The organism is Lacticaseibacillus salsurivasis (assembly GCF_036246225.1).
Taxonomy (GTDB): domain Bacteria; phylum Bacillota; class Bacilli; order Lactobacillales; family Lactobacillaceae; genus Lacticaseibacillus; species Lacticaseibacillus salsurivasis.
On record NZ_BTTP01000001.1, the window covers coordinates 254347 to 271910 of the forward strand.

A 17564-nucleotide genomic window follows, 5' to 3' on the forward strand; every position below is an offset into this window, starting at 1 on the left:
CGCCCTGCAAGAGACGCTAAGTATGAAGCGTCAGTTCAGACAGTTGCGAAGTTCCTAAGGTCGGCACCGAAGGCTAACATCACAAGTCATCGATTTGGAGATAGGTAATTGAATTCCCGTAACTACCAACTTGATATTTACCCTTTACTGTCATCAATCTTCGACTTGGCTGGCTTTAGTAGCCAGGTTCCGGTGGTTGATGATTTTTTATTGAATAATGCAACACTTGCTGATGATGAACTACGGTCCCAGACATCCTTGATGGTTAATGGTAGCAACCTTGTTGGGTTCTATACTTCTTCTGTCCGCACTTTTCGTCTGGAAGCCCCTGATTTCGCGCCGTTGAAAGCAGAACGAATTTTGACCGACGCAGAGCTTGATTCTATGACACAGGGCGATGTAATTGACCTTCCGGCCGTTGATTTGAGCTATTTCGCTATTGATTGGCATTATCAGCGACAAGGCTTTGGCACTCTAATGATGACTAATTTTTTGAAAAATGTGGCTGAGGCATATATTGACCACGGGATTGGCTTTTCGGGAGTCGTGCTATTTGCATTGAATGAAGCGGTGCCGTTTTATCAAAAGGTTGGCTTTCGTGCTCTACACGGTATTGATTACGAAAAGACGCCCGATCTCAAGCAGTATCCAATGTTCATGAACTCGAGGTTCTTAACAGATCTTTACGCGAGGTTATAGCGATTAAGAAAGCGTGCGGACGAGGTGGTGGCCGGGATACAAAAAGCGGGACTGAGTAATCGGGCCTGCTTTTGTTTTATCACGCCTAAATCACAGTTTCTTCAAGGGTTTATAGCATCATGGTCTTGTCCCATTTTTGTCCAAAATGGTTAAAAAACAACGCAAAACAACAAAAAACAAAAACGCCAAAATGCCTATTTAACGGCATTCCAGCGTTCAACGAAAAGCAACAAAGTGCTAAAAATGGAGACGACGGGAATCGAACCCGTGTCCATCAGCCTTTCTACCAGCAGCTCTACACTCATAGTGCGCCTACTTAGAAGTTCACTTCAGGCGCGCGCCGACGCGCAGGGCTAACCGCCTGGAGCTAACCTGATGGTCTCTTGCTAGCCCTTCAGGTGGGAGAAACTAGCCGTAGCTCAATGATTTGAGACCCAGGTCCGCTACTTGAGCGATAACGGGAGGATCACGCTAAGGTTGCTTAGGCAGCCAGAGCGTAAGATGTTTCGTTATTGTTTGCAGTTAATAAACTGTGTTCCGTTGATGACGGAGCCGAGCCTCCGGAGTGCACCACTGGCGAAACGACCAATGTCGAGACCATTACGTCCCCATAAATCTGGTACACACCAGCATACCACGGGGCGAAAACCTTTGTCAAAGCGAGGGCCTCGTGCTAGGCTTAATCTGAAGCACTAACGGCACTTCACCATTTGAGACTGTGAGGATAGATAATGAAAATTTTGATGATTGAAGACAACGAAAGCGTTGCCCAAATGATGGATATGTTTTTCAAAAAGGAGCAGTGGGAAGTTCAAAATGCTTATGATGGCGAGGAAGGGCTGGCCATGTTCAACGCGGCGCCTAACAGCTTTGACATCATCACTTTGGATCTGAACCTGCCGAAAATGGATGGGATGCAGGTGGCCCAGGAGATTCGTAAAGTTTCCACCACGGTGCCGCTGATTATGCTGACAGCGCGCGACTCCGAAAGCGATCAGGTGCTGGGGCTTGAGCTAGGGGCTGACGATTACGTTACCAAACCGTTTTCCCCGATCACCCTGGTGGCGCGGATTAAGGCTTTACACCGCCGTGCGGAAACCAGCGATGCCACCACTGATGCCCCTGAGGCCAGTGAGGCCTTTGACGTCGTGACGGACCACTTCAAACTCAGCACCAAAACCCGTGAGGCGTATTTGAATGGTGAGCAGATTCCAGATTTGACCCCGAAGGAATTCGACCTGTTGCACACGCTGGCGCAAAACCCTAAGCAAGTCTTCTCGCGGGAGCAGCTCCTGCAGCTGGTGTGGGACTATGAATACTATGGCGACGAACGGACTGTGGATGCCCACATCAAAAAACTGCGGCAGAAAATCGAAAAGGTCGGACCGCAAATCATCCAGACGGTCTGGGGCGTCGGGTATAAGTTTGACGACACCGGGCTTGATCAGTGAAATTACTCTATCAACAAATGCTCGCGTTTTTCGGGGTCCTGCTGGTGGCCATGGCCATTATTTCGGTCATGTTCATTCGCTCCACTTCGAATAACGTCTGGCAGAACAGTTTTGATCAGCTGGAACAATACACTGATGTGCTCACTGACCGCGCGGTGGATCGCAGTACTTACTTGATCGATACGCAATTCATTCAGCATTCAGAAGACATTCTCAAAAAGCAAAATGTCCACTTCATGATTTACGATGCGGACAACACGGCCCGTTATCCGCAGTTTGCTGGCACGCCGCGCAGTGCGGCCATCGCTAGCAAGTACTGGAAGCAGCTAAAAAAAGGCGAATCGGTGGCGCTGCCAGAGCTAACCACTAATCCGCGCAACGGCAAGCAGCAAAGCATGACCATCTACTACAAGCCAGTGTTCTTGTCTGGTAAGTTGTTGTTCGTGATTGCGGCTTTTGCGCCAGTGGACAACATTCAAACTTCCATCAAGAAAACCGAATACAACTTGTTCATCGCCTTTTTGCTATCGATGCTGGTGGCGATTGTCCTGAGCTACTTGCTGGCGCGCTACCAGGTCGGGCGGATCAACCGGTTGCGGCAAGTCACGCACCAAGTGGCAGAAGGTAACTATGACGTGGATGTTGAGATCAAGTCCCGCAGTCACGATGAAATTGCCGGCTTGGCCGACGATTTCCAGGATATGCTGGGTTCCTTGCGTGATAGTCAAGCCGAGATCCACCGCCAGGAAGAACGGCGGCGGCAGTTCATGGCCGATGCGGCCCACGAAATGCGCACGCCGCTGACCACCATCAACGGTCTTTTGGAAGGGCTGGCCTATGATGCCATTCCAGAAGAAAGCAAGGGCCAGTCGATTGAGCTGATGCGCAATGAGACCAAGCGCCTGATTCGTTTGGTGAACGAAAACCTCGACTACGAGAAGATTCGCACCAACCAAATTCTACTCAAGAAGCAAACCTTTAACGCCACTGAAGCGCTGAATGATATCATGGTGCAGCTCAAGCAAAAGGCCGCCGACGCCGATGATACCCTAGTGCTGGACGCCGCGGCGAACGTGCCGGTTTATGCCGACCGCGACCGCTTCGTGCAAATTCTGTTTAATATCGCCCAAAACGCGATTCAGTTCACCAAAGGCGGCACCATCACTATTTCCGCCAAGCCCGGCTACCATCAAACCGAGCTAGCGGTTAGCGACACCGGGATTGGCATGACCGAAGACCAGGTGAAGAATATCTGGGAGCGGTACTACAAGGCCGATCCTTCGCGGAAAAACACCAAGTACGGTGAGTCCGGTCTGGGCCTGGCGATTGTTCATCAGCTGGTGACCTTGCACGGCGGCACCATCGACGTGCAATCGCAAAAAGATGAAGGGACGACCTTCACCTTAACCTTCCCAGATGAGGAAACCGCGCCACAGCAGGCACCGATTACGCACACGAACTAACCCCCAGCTGTCAGTGGACAGCAGAAGGAGGTCACGATGAACTTCTTGCTGGAACTCGTTGGGACGTGGCTACTGACGCCGAGCTTTGAGTTCACGAAGCATCCTTGGTTAAGACTGGTAGCAGCGCTGGTTGTTGCTGGTGTGGGTCTGGTGATTGGCGGCTTGCTACTTTGGTTGGGCCTTCAGCCCGGGTCGCACCGCCTGCTTTGGCGCCTGTGGGGCCTGGTGCTGGTTGGCGTTTTCTTTTTCCACCTCATCCGGGTGGTGCGCCGGTTTCTGCACCGCCATTCATCAGATGTAGCGTAAGTGTCGGGAAACCGGCACTTTTTTTGCGTCATAATTCTCGGCCACTTGTTCACGTATCATGGTACAATGAGGCTATCAATTGACGGGGAACGAGGGGAACGGCGTGGACAAGTATTATATCGTGGACAGCACCATTTTGCCGGATGTGGTGGAAAAGGTGATCAAGGCGCGGACTCTGATTGAAAATGGCCAGGTGCGGCAAGTGTCAGAGGCGGTCAAGGAAGTCGGCATTAGCCGCGGGACCTACTACAAGTATAAGGACTACGTGTTCTTGCCGGATACTGGGTTGACGCAGCGCAAAGCCGTGATTTCCTTAATGCTCCATCATGACCGCGGCATCTTATCAGAAGTGCTCACCACGCTGTCTGGCGCCAATGCCAGCATCATTACCATCAACCAGAATATCCCGATTCACGACTGGGCGAGTGTCGTCATTTCCTTTGATATCAGTAATCTGACTGGCACGGTGGATAGCCTGCTGACCAGTTTGAAAAAGTCACGGGGCGTGACCGACGTTTCATTAATTTCTGTTGAGTAAAAATTAAGCTTGCAAGTGATAACAATGAGTATTATTCTAATTTTTAAGCAAAACCCACGTTGCGGCGTGGGTTTTTACGTTCGACAAGCGTTGGGGGGCGTTGCCGATGAGTCGGCTGATCAAGGTACTATTTGGGAGTTTAGTGGCTTTAATGGTGATGATTCCTGCTTTGCTGTTGGTAGTTTTGATTGTGTGGCTGTCGCTATTATTAGCCGGCGGCGCCGCGGCCATGAGTCTGAGTCGTAGCTTAAGTTTTCTGGTGGCGTTGCTACTGATTGGTGCGCTGCTGGGGGTAGGACTCTTGGTGAGCGGGTGGTTCATTCATTTGCGGCGGGCAACCCTGCATTACCTGGATCACGGCCAAAAATGTTGCCTTACGGTGGCTATCAATCTTACCGGGCGTCAGCTGTATCGTCAGTTGTTAACCGCGACAAAAATTCGGCATCAACGCGGCGGCAGCTGGATGAATGCCTTTGAACTGGCGCTGGATGATCTGCTGCATGACGAGGTGCGCGACTATATCTTGCACCAAGTTGGTGAGCAGTATGGCGTGGATGTAGCCGCGGCGATGACGCTGGCCGATGATCAAGCCTTTCATTTTTCGTTATAAGGCTAGGGGGCTGTGACATAATTTAGCGTCACAACCGCATCACGACTATTCCAGTACAGTACGAGCCAAAATGCGACGCCCTAGCCGGATAAGCCAAACGGCCTGCAAAACCTAAGTTCGGGTTTTACAGGCCGTTTGGCTTATCCTCTGGGCTAAAACCGCATTTTGTCTCAGCCTCACGCCTTCATTCCGCCCGTTCGCGCTTCGGTTCGATTAGCCGGTCTGAACTCGGCCACCGCAGCCCGGCAAAACCGGTGAATTCCAGGCTGAAGTTGACGCTGTGACGCAGGGCCTGAATTAAGGCTTCCAGCTCTGTCAGTGAGCCAGTCACGCTGTGCAAAGGGATGGAGCGCTGGCGGTGGGCCGTCGGGTATTCGTTAAAGAAAAAATTATACGTGTGATCATAGGGATCATTGGTAATTAAAATGGCGTAGCGCACCTGACTGCGACGGTGAAAATGGGGCTGCAGGCGTTCGACAATCAGCTTTAAATCGCGATTTTTATTCATAACTATTCCCTCCGTTATGGCCACCGACTAAACTGGCCCGCTGAATGGCGGTGCCGCCGCGGAGCTTGCTTTTGGCATAGACGACGGTGGTGAAGCCGAATTTATTGCGCAAGGCATCCACCGTGCGCGCCAGGTCGCTTTTGTGGACCTGCTCAGTAATCGGGGTCAGAAGCGTTAGCTGTTCGCCGGCATCGGCGCTAAGACGGCTGGTGTAAACGGCCACGTTGCGAATGACTTCACCTTGCCAATAGCGACGGAACAGCAGGAGCAGGGCGGCAATCAGCTCATCGTTGCGGTTGGTCGCTTCAATCCGCAAGCTGTGGCTAAAGCCGCCGCGACCGGCTTCTTCACTGGCGGCATAGGAAAAGCCAATGCCTAAGCTGATGCAACTGGTTTGTTTGTGGTGATGGCGCAGCCGGGCGGCGACTTGTTCCCCGATTTCTTTGATCACCAACTCGATTTCACTTTGAATGGCGTAGTCGCGGGGCAACACTTGGGAGTTGCCGATGCTGGAGCTGCGGACCTTGACGCGTTTGGCCAGCTTGGTGCGATCGATGCCCCAGGCCAAGGCGAAGAGCTGCGTGCCGATGACGCCCATTTCCGCTTTGAGCAGGTAAGGATTAGCGTGGGCAAGCTCGTATATGGTATGGATGCCCAAGCGGTTCAGATGGGCCGCGGTGCGATCAGCAATGCTCCAAACCGACGTCAGGTTGGTGATGGTCCAGATTTTATCGGGCACCGTTTGGTAACTGATGGTGCCAATCAGATCTGGGCTTTTCTTGGCATACACATCCAAGGCAATCTTGGCCTGCACCGGATTTTCGCCGATGCCAATGGTGGTATACAGACCCAATTCTTTGCGCACCGTGCGCTGAATGAGCTTGGCTACGGCTAGCGGCGAGTCGCCAAATAAGCGCCAGCTATGGGTCAGATCCAAAATCGACTCATCAATGGAGTAAGGCCAGAGGTCCTCATCAGCGACAAAGCGGCGAAAAATATCATTGATCTGCAAATTCCGTTTGATATACAAGTTCATGCGCGGCGGCACCACTAAGAGATGCTTTTCATCAGGCAAATCGCGCTGGCGGCTGACATTTGCCTGCAAGCCGTACAACTTTTTGGCTAATGGGGAAGTGGCCAAAATAAGGCCGCCATTGGTGTTGGCTTGCTCAGACATCACCACCAGAATCGTCTTCAGGGGATTGTAGCCGCGGGCAACGGCTTCGACCGAAGCGTAAAAGGACTTATTATCAATCAAAAAAATCACGCGTTTGGGTTCTGATTCATACATGCGGCTCACCTCGTGGTTCATTATACGAACATACGTTTGCTTTTGGCAAGTACCAAGTCTAATTAATGGAGCAAGACCGGGGACAAAGCCTTGGCAGGAACGTGCTATACTACTTGATGATAAATATTTTAATTGAGGTGAGCTTATGTCCGTTTTAACTGATACTTACACCCTGCCTAATGGGGTGGCCATTCCCCAAGTGGGCTTTGGCACCTGGCAGATTCCCAATGGCGACACCGCCTATCAGGCTGTGGCTGAGGCCTTGCGCCAAGGCTATCGGCATATCGACACTGCCTGGCAATATGGCAACGAAGCCAGTGTGGGCCAAGCCATTCGCGACTCTGGCATTCCTCGGAATCAGATTTTTGTCACCTCGAAGCTGCCGGCGCATGCCAAAAGCTATGATGACGCGCTGAAGGCGTTCGATGAATCCATGGCGCGCCTGGATTTGGATTATATCGACTTGTTTTTGATTCATGCGCCGTGGCCATGGGATCATTTTGGCGAAGACTATCGCAAGCAAAACCGTGACGTGTGGCGGGCGATGGAATCCTTCTACCAAGCCAAGAAGGTGCGGGCGATTGGGATTTCTAACTTCAACGTCCGCGACCAGGAGGATTTGTATGCGCACTGCACCATCAAGCCGATGGCGCTGCAGCTGCAGTACTACATTGGCTTTACCGAGGATGATAATGTCGCGTGCGCTCAGCAGCACGGCCTGTTAGTTGAGGCCTTTTCACCGCTGGCCACCGGCTTTTTGCTGAACAACGAGGCCGTGCAAGCCGTGGCTGATCACTACCAGGCCACCGTGGCGCAGGTCGCCATTCGCTATGTGCTACAAAAAGGGCTACTGCCGCTACCCAAAGCTACCAGCCCGGCGCATATCGCTGAAAATACCCAGCTTGATTTTGAAATCAGCGCCGCCGACATGGCGCTGCTGGATCAGCTGAAGGATACCGCGCCAGGGGAAGACGACAATCGCTATTAAACCCACACTCGATACGCAAACACGCCTGAGCAGCCAACGCTCAGGCGTGTTTTTTAGTCTTATTGGTGGGTGACCGTCAATAGCAGGTGGCAAAAAGGGACTTTGCCTTTCAGCGGTGAATGATGTCTTGGCCACGTTTGGCCGTTGTTGGGGTAAGGCTCGGCGCCTCAGACCAGCTGGTGTCCGGATGCGCGGTGATCAAATTTTCGTCGGCCGTTAAAATCACCAGCCGCGATGCGCTTTGATGTAGCGCTGCTGTGGCAGTATTGAGAAACAACCGAATTTCTTGAATGTCCATGCTGGCGGGAAAGTCATTCATTAAAATCACTTGCCGGTCGCCGAGTAGACCGCGGAAGAACTGGACATAAAGACTTTGCGCCGGGTTGAGTTGCGTTGCCGATTGCGCCAGAAACGCGGCATCGTTGCGCAAGGCCGGGGCGAGGCGGTTAAGCGAAGCGGCCTTGCCATTAATCAGTAAATTAGCCTCCACGCTGAGGTAAGGCACAATGCCAGTTTCTTCCTGGTCAATCAAGGCGAACGCTTTGGCGCAGCCGGCCGCCAAAAAGGCCTGAGTATAGCTTAAAGAAAGGGGTTTGAGCTGTTCGGTGGGCGTGTAAATGAAGCTGATGACGCCGGGGTGAAACAGTTGTTCAACTTGGGTGCGAAAAGCCGCTGCTTGCGGATGAAATAGCGTCATAGACAGGCCTCCGATACGATTATTGATGGTGAACCAACTGGCGTTTCTGATGCCAAAGCTGACCCCAGAGTGCCAGGGCCTGACCGCCAGCCAGCGCTAAGCCGCCAGCTAGCAAAGTCGTGAAGCCGCCGGCCAACTGGGTGCCTTGGTTGAGGCCACCAGGCGGCGGACCAGGAACAAACAGACCGTCACCACTGAAGCCAGTCAGTTGGTGTTGAAACAGATGGGTCACCGCCTGCTTCAAATTACCGGCCGTGACTTTGCTGCTAATGGCGCGACCTAATGCCGTGCGGATGGGATCGAGTAGGTGCGCGCCGACCAAACTGCCGACCAAAAGGCCTAAAACGCTGGTGGCCATAAACGCGAGCACAAAGATGAGCAGGCTTTCTAGCAGGTACTGCCCGCCAATCGCCCAGGTGCTTTTACCGAGGAGTAAGTAAGCTTCAGTTTCTTGGGCGCGGCGGCGGCTGAACCATAAGGCAAAACCGAAAGCCAGTAGCACGGTCGTGCCGATTAAGCCCCACCAAGCCAACTGATACTGCTGGTTGAGGGTCAGATAACCATTTTTGACCGCCGTCAATACCGTAGTTGAAGCACTGTTGCTTTGGCCCGCGAGCTGGCTGAGGCGATTAAGAAATTCCTGCCGCAACATGTGGCTGATGGACTGGCTCGTGAGCAGGATGATGCTGACGATGCAAAAAAGCATGGCCCCAATGAATTCCCCCACGTAAGCGCGCCGATGATACCCGATCGCGCTGAGCGTTCGTTCCAAGAACCGCATGTTGTTCACCTACCTTATGCTAGTAGTATAGTGGCGAGGTTTGAACAAAGTGTGAATACGGCGAGAAAAACCACTGCATTAAAAGAGGCTGCGGTCATTGCCCGCAGCCTTACTTCTATTACTTCTTTTTGGTGTCGGTTTGCACCTCGCCGTTGACCTGAGCGGCGACTTTTTTGGGATAGTCACTGAGCACACCAGGGTCGGTTTTGACTTCTTCGGCATCGGTGGTGAAATCGCTCACTGTAGAAGCGTCATTGTGTTGGGAAAAGAGCGAGGTCGACTTAGCGCCGGCCTGTTTCTCCACCGCTATCATTTGTGCCAAACTTTGTGAAAAATTCGTCTGATCGGGGTCGAATGGGGTGTAGCCCTTGGGCACGTAGAACCGGAGTAAGTTCTTGTAGGCTAATTCATCCGAAAGGTCCAGGGCATGATCGACGCCTTTTTGCAGGGTGGTAAGCTTGGTTTGCAATTTCTCATCGGGTTGCACAACCTCACCAGTGGCATTGTCATAGACCTTGCCGTTTACGAGACTATACTTTGGCGTCACGAAGTCGTGATTGCGAAAGGCCACAGTGGTGTCGTGATTGGGCGACAGCAGGTCTGTCCCGAACTGCACAAAGTTTTGCGTATCGACCCCCACGAGATGAAGTAAGGTGGGCAGGACGTCGATTTCGCCGCCGTATGTGTGGTTGATGCCACCTTTAAGCCCAGGCATATGAAAAATCAGTGGGACTCGCTGTAACTGCGTATTATCAAAACTATCCCAGTTTGCCGCGGTGGCGTTTTGGGTAAGTTTTGCCACCGTTGGATTGTCAGTTTCGTTGAGTAAACTGGCCAACGTCTGGTTGCGATCATCGGACATACCGTAGTGATCACCATACAGCATGACAAGCGAATTTTGTTCAAGGCCTGACGATTTTAGATAGGCGAAGAACTCTTCCAGAGCCGAGTCCAGATAATGGGCCGTTTGGAAATAGCCATTAACGTAGGTATCATCGGTGCCAGCATCAGGAAAGTCTGTGTCCTGATCGGTGATAAAGAACGGGAAGTGATTGGAAGTCGTGATGATTTTGCTATAGAACGGCTGCTGGAGATGTTCCATATATTTGATGGTTTCACCGAACATCAACTTGTCCTTGATGCCATAGGCTGTGGCTGCGCCATTTTGATGGTTGTAAAAATTACCATCGAAGAAGTAGTTGTACCCCAGACTCTTATAGACATTATTGCGATTCCAGAAATTTCCGGAACCGCCATGGAACACAGCACTCGTATAACCAGCATACTGCTGAAGCAGCGAAGGTGCGCCTTGGAAGGTGTTATCGGTGCCAAGTGCCGTGAACAGGGAACCAGAAGAAAGTCCAAACGTACTTGTTTCCAGCATGTTTTCAGCGTCCGAGGTTTTGCCGCTGCCGACTTGGTGGAAGAAATTGTCGAAGGACAGGGTATCCTTTTCCTTGATCAGGCTGTTTAAAAACGGGGTCACTTCTTGGCCGTTCACTTTTTGGCCAATCAAGAATTGCTGGAAACTTTCCAGATGGATAATGATGATGTTTTTGCCTTTGGCCGTACCAAAATAGGCTTGGTTGGGGGCGGCGTAGTGACTCTTGGTGTAGTTAAGCACCGTGTCCATATCGGCACTGTCGGCATTGGCCCGGACTTGATTATTCCGCGCCGTTTGCAGGCCATCATATACCGTGAACGGGGCGAGGCCGAGGTATTTGACCACGTAATTATGGTCGAAGGTTAAAGACAGCAGCTTCGGCCGGTTGAGCTCACTGGTCGCCATGGTGACGCCGAAAAAGGCCACCGCCACGAGGCTGACAGCTTGCGGGAGGTGATAGGCGGGCTGCTGGTGATCGAGTTTCAGGCCAAAATGCGGCCAGCGCAGCGCTTGATGGTTAATAAACGCCCACAGATTGCGAATGCCGTAACCCAGATAAGCCAAAACCGCCAAAATCAGATCGAGGCCGTAAAGAACATCGCGGCCAATCATCATATTCAGCGAGCTGGCCCCGAGGCCTTGCGACACCTTGGACACCGACAGCATGGTGTTGATGGTCAAAAAGTCGCTGAACTCGCGGTAGTATAAAACATTGGCAAATAGCAGCAGATTTAATAGTAAGTAAATGATTACCCCGACGGCATAGGCGCGCCGCGGTTTGCGCACATACAACGCGATTGAAAGCGCCGCTGCGCCAACCCCAAGCGGATTGATGATCAGCAGTAATTGTTGGAGAAAGCCGGTCGCACCGAGGGAAAAGTCCACATAGTAAGCAAAAAGGGTCTTCACCCATAGCAGGCCGAGTAGGATGGCCAAAAAGCCCAGCCGCGTGGTCCGGCAACGTTCGATGAAATGTTTCACGGCGATCCTCCTCGAAATGATAGTCGCAATCATTGTACCTGTCTGAGCAGCGCCGGGCAAACCAAAACCCGGCATCTATCGGTTTCGTAAGAATGATTTAAACCATAATCGGCCGCTGAAAGCGCCGCCTCGCAATTGATACAATCAACGTGAATGACTTTGCAAAGGAGGGGTGGGGATGTTATTTCTGGGTCCGGTGTATCGCTATGTGCAAGCACAACTGGAAGGCCGCATCAATCATTGGCCGCTGGTGCGCCTGATCATGTACAGTCTGGATAAAACCCTCCTTTACTTAGGTTTATTTTTGCTGTTGCGCCTAGGCCTCAAGCTCCTTTTTCACAGGCGGTTTGACGCTTGGCATGAAGTGAAAGTCATCTTGTTCAGTGCTTATGTGATCTTACTGCTGATGCTGACGGTGTTCCGGCAGTGGTACTATCCTTGGCAACTTCACTTCTACTGGAACCGACCCTTGAGCGCGATTAACTGGACGCCGCTGGTGAACACCTTTAAGTTGCGGCTCGGTAGCCAGATCGATCTGTGGTATCAATCATTTGGCAATGTGCTATGGTTCATTCCCTTTGGCTTCGGCTTGCCTTCGCTGCGGCGGACCAAAATTGCCGCTTGGCGCGTGATTGGCTGGGGCTTGTTGTTGTCTCTTGCCATTGAATCGCTGCAGTTCGTCCTCGCTTCTGGTGTGGCAGACATCGATGATGTCATTTTTAATACGATTGGTACCATCCTCGGCTTTGGCTTGTGGCGCCTGCTGTCACCGCGGAGCCGCAAGCGTTGACCTGATTTAGCTTGGCTAAATCAGGCTTTTTTAATGGGACCACGCAGCACCAGCTTTCTGAAAGCTGCAACCAATCGGCTCGATATTTGAAAGCACCAATGCAAATTGTCTACACTAATGTAAAATATTTGAAAAATAAACTATTTTTTCATTGCTGGTGGTATGGGTAAAATAACGCGGCTGTGGTTGGCTTTTTCGGGGAATTGGTCCGGTCCAATACTGCGATGGGTAAACGGTTCCATAGGCTTGAGCCATGAGCGCTAGGCTTGTTTTGAAAACGAAATCACGCTAGAATATATTGTTAACATTTTGCCTTGTGCAAAATTCAATGGAATGAAAAGAGGAAAATACACATGGCAATTATCATTGCGTTGATTCCCGCGCTGGCGTGGGGGTCAATCGGGCTGATCAGCGGTAAATTAGGCGGTAACGCTTATCAGCAAACTTTGGGCATGACCTTTGGCGCCTTGATTTTCGGAATCGGCACGTATCTGTTTACGCAGCCCGTGCTGGATACGAAGGTTTGGGTGCTGGGCATTTTGTCTGGCCTGTTCTGGAGTGTCGGTCAGTCGCAGCAGTTCCAAGCGATGAAATACATCGGCGTCTCCCTGACCGTCCCGATGTCCACTGGGATGCAGCTGGTGGCGAATACCTTGGCTGGCGCGCTGCTGTTTGCCGAATGGAAAACGGGCAAGATGGTCATTTTGGGTCTGCTAGCCTTGGTCTTTCTGATTGCTGGGGCGATTTTGACCTCGCGCAAGGAGAAAACTGGCGAACCAGGGATTGTCAATTTTGGCGGTGGCCTGCGCGCTTTGGTCATCTCGACCGTGGGTTATGCCGGCTATACCATTATCGTTAAAGCCGGGGCGCTTGGCGCGTCTGCCGTGGTGCTACCGCAAGCGGTGGGCATGGTGATTGGCGCCCTGCTGTTTTCCATCGGTCATCAAGCCTTCGCTAAGGCCACCGGCAAGAATGTCATTACCGGTTTGGTCTGGGGTCTAGGGAATGTCTTTATGCTGGTGTCGATGGCGCAGGTGGGGCTGGCGATTTCTTACTCGCTGTCCCAAATGGGCATTGTGATTTCCACCTTTGGCTCCATCTTCCTGTTGGGCGAACGCAAGACCCAGAAGGAAATGGTTTGGATCACCTGCGGCTCGGTTTTGATCATCGCTGGCGGCGTCGTGCTGGGCTTGATGAAGTAGCGCCGTTACTTGCTTAAGACTTGTTTTTTTCAAAGGGCCTACCTTGCATTTTGCAACCTAGACCATTAAAGTTGAGTTTGTTGAAATGCAATCAATAGGAGGAAAGAATTCACATGGCTCATATTTCATTTGATTCATCTAAGCTCACCAAGTTCGTTCATGACAACGAACTCGGCGAGATGCAAGCAATGGTCACCGCCGCCGACAAGGAATTGCGCGAAGGTACCGGTGCTGGCAACGACTTCCGCGGCTTCCTTGACCTGCCCGTTGACTACGATAAGGACGAATTCGCCCGCATCAAAGCAGCAGCTAAGAAGATCCAAGACGATTCCGAGGTCTTTGTGGCCATTGGGATTGGTGGCTCTTACTTAGGGGCGCGGATGGCTGTTGATTTCTTATCCCACACCTTCCGTAACTACGAACCAGGCCGCAAGCTGCCAGAAGTTTACTTCGCCGGCAACTCCATTTCTGGTTCTTACCTTGCAGACTTGGTCGACATGATTGGCGATCGGAGCTTCTCCTTGAACGTCATTTCCAAGTCTGGTACCACCACCGAACCTTCCATCGCTTTCCGCGTGCTGAAGGCCAAGTTGATTGAAAAGTATGGTAAAGATGGCGCCAAGTCCCGTATCTATGCTACTACCGACCGCGCTAAGGGCGCTTTGAAGAGCGAATCCGATGCTGAAGGCTACGAAGAATTCGTTGTGCCTGATGACTTGGGTGGCCGTTACTCCGTTCTTTCCGCTGTTGGTCTGCTGCCAATCGCTGTCGCTGGTGGCGACATCGATCAGTTGATGAAAGGTGCCGCTGACGCGCGCACTGAATACAGCGATGCTGATTTGACCAAGAACGAAGCCTACCAGTACGCTGCTTTGCGCAACATCTTGTACCGGAAGGGTTACACGACTGAACTGCTGGAAAACTACGAACCAACGCTGCAATACTTCAGCGAATGGTGGAAGCAGCTCATGGGCGAATCCGAAGGCAAGGACCAAAAGGGGATTTACCCATCAAGTGCTAACTTCACCACTGACTTGCACTCCTTGGGCCAATACATCCAAGAAGGTCGCCGCAATCTGATGGAAACTGTCGTTTGGGTTGAAAAGCCAAACCACGACATTGAAATCCCAGCAGAACCAGGCTCTTTGGATGGCTTGACTTACCTCGAAGGCCGCAAGATGTCCGAAGTTAACCGCAAAGCTTACGAAGGCGTTGTGCTTGCTCATACCGATGGTGGCGTGCCAGTGATGACCGTCAACATCCCACAGCAAGATGCTTACACCTTGGGCTACATGATCTACTTCTTCGAAGCCGCCGTTGCCATTTCTGGCTACCTGAACGGGATCAACCCATTCAACCAGCCAGGGGTTGAAGCATACAAGCGCAACATGTTTGCCCTACTTGGCCGGCCTGGGTTTGAAGATATGACCAAGGAACTGAACGCTCGCCTGTAGTGGCGCGGGGTACAGCGATTTTGAACCTGAAACGAAGGCAAAAAAACAGCGCCCATAAATGAGCGCAAATGGTGGCTGGTTACTATATTGGTTACCGTCATCGAATTTTTGGAACCCCATTGCGGGTTCTTTTTTGTTTCCGGTGGTAATGGCCCCATAGTCCATCGGCAAAAAGTGAATTGAGAAGGATGGCGTCATTCATCATTGAGGGTTATTTGGATTGCTGGAACCAAAGCCATGCTATAATCAGTTCATGAAAAAAGAGGCGAGTTCAATTAATGGCGCAGTTCATCCCTATGTAAAATTTTTCGACATGGAGCAAAGAGAGCAATTTCAGGACCTAAGTATCGCGGTGATGCATAGTTATGCGTCACGAGCCGGGCTTCGCGTGCCAAAGGGGACCAAGGTGGAAGCTCAACTGATTGTCGAAAGCGGTTTGGGCTATCTGCAGCTATCTTTGGAAGACAAAGCGGTCGAAACGGTCGGGCTGGTTGCTAGTCCCGAGGTTATGATCCCGGACTTGTCGATGTTTGAAGTCATCAATGAAATGGCTGAAAAACTGTTCCGCGAAGAATCGAGATACGGGTTGAAGGATCCTCAAAAACTGGATGCCATCATTAATGCTTGTATGGGAGAATTCTTTGGCCATGTTCAATATCCAGGTATCGTTGAAAAGGCGGCTGCCTTTTGGTTCAAAATCGCTGACGCGCAATGCTTCCACAATGGGAATAAACGGACGGCGTTGTTGACTGCCTTGTTCGTGCTCTCAATGAATGGGTTTGAGTTGGAAAATGTTGATGGCGATGAGCTTTATGCAATTAGCTTAAAAATTGCCAATAAGCAGATGAATCAGCCGGCAGTGGCTCAATTTATTCGGCGTAATCTAATGGCCAAACTGTATCCTTCCCAGGCTGAGGCTGAGACCATTGAATCAAGCTTTGAAATTAACATGAAAATTGACAATTTTGACTAATGTCACTTATAATACTGGCACAGTAAAAGGGAGGTGCTTAACATGTCACAGGATATTGAGGTGGAATGGAATCAAGCGGCGTTGAACAAAATCAAGACGTTCTCGCTCGATCAGGTCAAGCACAACTCCGCCGATGAGAAAAGGCTTCAGACCGTTCAGGCAGTTACCAACTTAATGCGGGATAAACAAGTTAATAAAGCGATGAAACTTTTAGCGGCTGAGTGATTTTCGGCGGCTTGGAAAGGATCTCGCGAAACAAAAACGTCATGCTGAAGGCATGGCGTTTTTTGAATCCTAGCGTTTGGCTTTGCGATAGCCTGCGGCTTGGGCTTGTTGTTCGGTTTGGAAGTAGACAGCGTTGCTGGAGTTCATGCGATAGCCGGCTTGACCGGGAACGTGATAAATATGTGAATTGCGGTTCCCAATGATTTTGCCGCTATCATTGGTATTCATGTCACCGCGCTGAGTCGTGGTGGCAGCCGGGGTGCTAGCTTTCGCGGCCGGCGCCGGGGCGGCGCTTTGCGTGCTGGCTTGGGTGCTGTTGACAACGCTGGTGCCATCGGCGTAATTCAAGGTGACGCCTTCCTCAATGTTGAAGATGTAAACGTTGAAGCTGATACCGCTGGCGCCGACACTTTGCGCCATCATGTGCACGCCTGAGGCCAGCAAGTTATCGCCTTTGAACACTGGCACCACGGAATAGCGCACATATGCCTGCGGGTTAGTTTTCATGAAGTAGGCAATATCATCTTCGTAGCGCAGCATTTCAGGACTATTCAGCGACCGGGTACCGGTGATCAAATTCTTGGGGTTGTTGTTCTGACCGGTGAGCTGATAGCCAATCAAATGGCTGCGATTGTATAAGTAGCCGCTTGCGATGCGCTTGTTGTGCCAACCAGTAGGATCCCAGGTTAAGGGTTCCCGCTCGGCGGTCGGCATCATGGCTTTATTCATCAACGCTTCAGCGTCCACTGCTCGGTTCAGGCCATCGAGGTCGGCGTAGGTTTGCCAAGTGCCATGGCTGGTGCTCAAAGTCGCAGCGTCAAAGGTGGGCTTGCCGCCGTTCACGTCGATGGTTTGCGTGCCGTTGTAAGCCAAGTTGGCCAATTCGGGGTTGGTCGTGGTGGCTGGGGCCGGCGCCGAGCTGCTGGCCGCGCTGGCACTGGATTCGCTGGAGCTGGCTTCGGCTTCGCTACTGGAGGCCTTGGCCGCTTTTTTGACGTGATGGGTCGTGGTTTTGGGACTGCTGTCAGTGTCGCTGCAGCCGCTGAGGGTGGCGCCGGCCAGGCTCACCCCCAACATGAGGGTCAAAATGAGCTTCAGTGGTCGGCTGCCGTGCCAGTGGTGGAACATCAATTTTTTCATTATTTCTCCTCCGTGACGCCTAACTTTTCGCTTAAATTCACCCGGCGCCTTTGACCCGGTGCAGGGGCTGTGCTAGCGTGAAG

At 51.6% G+C, this 17564-nt stretch carries 18 protein-coding genes and 1 other RNA gene; 12 read left to right on the top strand and 7 right to left on the bottom strand.

Going from position 1 to position 17564, the window contains the following annotated elements:
- The first annotated feature begins 108 nt into the window (after positions 1 to 108).
- Positions 109 to 699 carry a GNAT family N-acetyltransferase gene (locus AAA927_RS01460; RefSeq protein WP_338215015.1) on the top strand — a complete coding sequence of 197 codons (591 nt, stop codon included), beginning with the start codon at positions 109 to 111 and terminating at the stop codon, positions 697 to 699.
- A gap of 241 nt (positions 700 to 940) precedes the next feature.
- Here AAA927_RS01460 and ssrA read toward each other — a convergent pair.
- Positions 941 to 1309, bottom strand: a transfer-messenger RNA (tmRNA) gene (gene ssrA / locus AAA927_RS01465).
- A 121-nt stretch (positions 1310 to 1430) separates the two neighbouring features.
- Here ssrA and AAA927_RS01470 point away from each other — a divergent pair.
- From AAA927_RS01470 to AAA927_RS01490, 5 genes are all read left to right on the top strand, one after another.
- The gene (locus AAA927_RS01470) at positions 1431 to 2150 is read left to right on the top strand and encodes a response regulator transcription factor (RefSeq protein WP_338215017.1); all 720 of its coding nucleotides are present in this window, start codon (positions 1431 to 1433) and stop codon (positions 2148 to 2150) included.
- Positions 2147 to 3613, top strand: coding sequence for a sensor histidine kinase (locus AAA927_RS01475; RefSeq protein ID WP_338215019.1), 1467 nt, complete (start codon positions 2147 to 2149; stop codon positions 3611 to 3613). The genes AAA927_RS01470 and AAA927_RS01475 overlap by 4 nt, the downstream gene beginning before the upstream one ends.
- A 36-nt stretch (positions 3614 to 3649) precedes the next feature.
- Positions 3650 to 3919: a hypothetical protein gene (locus AAA927_RS01480; protein ID WP_338215021.1), complete on the top strand. Its 270-nt coding sequence runs from the start codon at positions 3650 to 3652 to the stop codon at positions 3917 to 3919.
- Between the two features lie 103 nt (positions 3920 to 4022).
- On the top strand, positions 4023 to 4457 hold the full coding sequence (locus AAA927_RS01485) for an ACT domain-containing protein (protein ID WP_125582504.1): 435 nt from the start codon (positions 4023 to 4025) through the stop codon (positions 4455 to 4457).
- Positions 4458 to 4563: 106 nt separating this feature from the next.
- Complete coding sequence (locus AAA927_RS01490; RefSeq protein ID WP_338215024.1) at positions 4564 to 5067, top strand: hypothetical protein; 504 nt, start codon at positions 4564 to 4566, stop codon at positions 5065 to 5067.
- A 184-nt stretch (positions 5068 to 5251) separates the two neighbouring features.
- Here AAA927_RS01490 and AAA927_RS01495 read toward each other — a convergent pair whose 3' ends face one another.
- Complete coding sequence (locus AAA927_RS01495; protein WP_338215026.1) at positions 5252 to 5575, bottom strand: acetyl-CoA carboxylase; 324 nt, start codon at positions 5573 to 5575, stop codon at positions 5252 to 5254.
- The gene (locus AAA927_RS01500) at positions 5568 to 6866 is read right to left on the bottom strand and encodes a Y-family DNA polymerase (RefSeq protein ID WP_338215028.1); all 1299 of its coding nucleotides are present in this window, start codon (positions 6864 to 6866) and stop codon (positions 5568 to 5570) included. The genes AAA927_RS01495 and AAA927_RS01500 overlap by 8 nt, the downstream gene beginning before the upstream one ends.
- 145 nt (positions 6867 to 7011) lie before the next feature.
- Between AAA927_RS01500 and AAA927_RS01505 the strand changes: the two genes are divergently transcribed.
- Positions 7012 to 7854 (top strand): aldo/keto reductase, encoded by an 843-nt coding sequence (locus AAA927_RS01505; RefSeq protein ID WP_338215030.1) that lies wholly within the window; start codon positions 7012 to 7014, stop codon positions 7852 to 7854.
- Between the two features lie 109 nt (positions 7855 to 7963).
- On the opposite strand, the gene AAA927_RS01510 is transcribed toward AAA927_RS01505, so the two are convergent.
- From AAA927_RS01510 to AAA927_RS01520, 3 genes are all read right to left on the bottom strand, one after another.
- Entirely contained in the window at positions 7964 to 8551 is a 588-nt protein-coding gene (locus tag AAA927_RS01510) for a hypothetical protein (RefSeq protein WP_338215032.1), read from the bottom strand.
- Between the two features lie 19 nt (positions 8552 to 8570).
- Positions 8571 to 9332 (bottom strand): hypothetical protein, encoded by a 762-nt coding sequence (locus AAA927_RS01515; RefSeq protein ID WP_338215034.1) that lies wholly within the window; start codon positions 9330 to 9332, stop codon positions 8571 to 8573.
- A 118-nt stretch (positions 9333 to 9450) separates the two neighbouring features.
- Positions 9451 to 11730 carry an LTA synthase family protein gene (locus AAA927_RS01520; protein ID WP_338215334.1) on the bottom strand — a complete coding sequence of 760 codons (2280 nt, stop codon included), beginning with the start codon at positions 11728 to 11730 and terminating at the stop codon, positions 9451 to 9453.
- 145 nt (positions 11731 to 11875) lie between these two features.
- On the opposite strand from AAA927_RS01520, the gene AAA927_RS01525 reads away from it, so the two are divergent.
- The 5 genes from AAA927_RS01525 to AAA927_RS01545 all read left to right on the top strand — a co-directional run bounded on the left by AAA927_RS01525 (position 11876) and on the right by AAA927_RS01545 (position 16341).
- On the top strand, positions 11876 to 12487 hold the full coding sequence (locus AAA927_RS01525; protein ID WP_338215036.1) for a VanZ family protein: 612 nt from the start codon (positions 11876 to 11878) through the stop codon (positions 12485 to 12487).
- A 353-nt stretch (positions 12488 to 12840) separates the two neighbouring features.
- Positions 12841 to 13689 carry a GRP family sugar transporter gene (locus AAA927_RS01530; protein WP_338215038.1) on the top strand — a complete coding sequence of 283 codons (849 nt, stop codon included), beginning with the start codon at positions 12841 to 12843 and terminating at the stop codon, positions 13687 to 13689.
- A gap of 113 nt (positions 13690 to 13802) precedes the next feature.
- Positions 13803 to 15143: a glucose-6-phosphate isomerase gene (locus AAA927_RS01535; RefSeq protein ID WP_338215039.1), complete on the top strand. Its 1341-nt coding sequence runs from the start codon at positions 13803 to 13805 to the stop codon at positions 15141 to 15143.
- 220 nt (positions 15144 to 15363) lie between these two features.
- The gene (locus AAA927_RS01540) at positions 15364 to 16116 is read left to right on the top strand and encodes a type II toxin-antitoxin system death-on-curing family toxin (RefSeq protein WP_338215041.1); all 753 of its coding nucleotides are present in this window, start codon (positions 15364 to 15366) and stop codon (positions 16114 to 16116) included.
- A 42-nt stretch (positions 16117 to 16158) separates the two neighbouring features.
- Positions 16159 to 16341 (top strand): hypothetical protein, encoded by a 183-nt coding sequence (locus AAA927_RS01545; RefSeq protein ID WP_338215043.1) that lies wholly within the window; start codon positions 16159 to 16161, stop codon positions 16339 to 16341.
- A 69-nt stretch (positions 16342 to 16410) separates the two neighbouring features.
- On the opposite strand, the gene AAA927_RS01550 is transcribed toward AAA927_RS01545, so the two are convergent.
- On the bottom strand, positions 16411 to 17481 hold the full coding sequence (locus AAA927_RS01550; protein ID WP_338215045.1) for a DNA/RNA non-specific endonuclease: 1071 nt from the start codon (positions 17479 to 17481) through the stop codon (positions 16411 to 16413).
- Positions 17482 to 17564 lie beyond the last annotated feature (83 nt).